Annotated in this window: 1 protein-coding gene; it reads right to left on the bottom strand. The window is 62.5% G+C overall.

What is annotated here, in order from left to right; translation table 11 throughout:
• Window positions 1-2 precede the first annotated feature (2 nt).
• Window positions 3-523: superoxide dismutase (locus ACTJLF_RS34695; protein ID WP_440884914.1), on the bottom strand; the 521-nt coding region annotated here is incomplete at its 5' end.

Genomic DNA, 523 nt, shown 5'->3' with positions numbered 1-523 from the left:
GATCAGCCGAAGTTCTTGGCGGCGAAGTCCCAGTTGACCAGCTTGGCCAGGAAGGTCTCGACGAACTTCGGGCGCAGGTTGCGGTAGTCGATGTAGTAGGCGTGCTCCCAGACGTCCACCGTCAGCAGCGCGGTGTCTGCAGTCGTCAGCGGCGTGCCGGCTGCGCCCGTGTTCACGATGTCCACCGAACCGTCGGCCTTCTTCACCAGCCAGGTCCAGCCCGAGCCGAAGTTGCCCACGGCCGACTTCACGAAGGCTTCCTTGAAGGCGTCGTAGCTGCCCCACTTGGCTTCGATGGCCTTGGCCAGCGCGCCGGTGGGAGCGCCGCCGCCTTGCGGCTTCATGCAGTTCCAGAAGAAGGTGTGGTTCCAGATCTGCGCGGCGTTGTTGTAGATGCCGCCGCTGGACTTCTTGACGATCTCCTCGAGCGTCATCGACTCGAACTCGGTGCCCTTCTGCAGGTTGTTGAGGTTCACCACGTAGGCGTTGTGGTGCTTGCCGTAGTGGTACTCGAGGGTTTCCT

The sequence above is a fragment of the Variovorax sp. 22077 genome (genome assembly GCF_052044195.1).
GTDB classification, from domain to species: domain Bacteria; phylum Pseudomonadota; class Gammaproteobacteria; order Burkholderiales; family Burkholderiaceae_C; genus Variovorax; species Variovorax atrisoli.
Note: the sequence above shows the minus strand (reverse complement) of the source record. Positions and strands in the feature narration are given on the sequence as shown.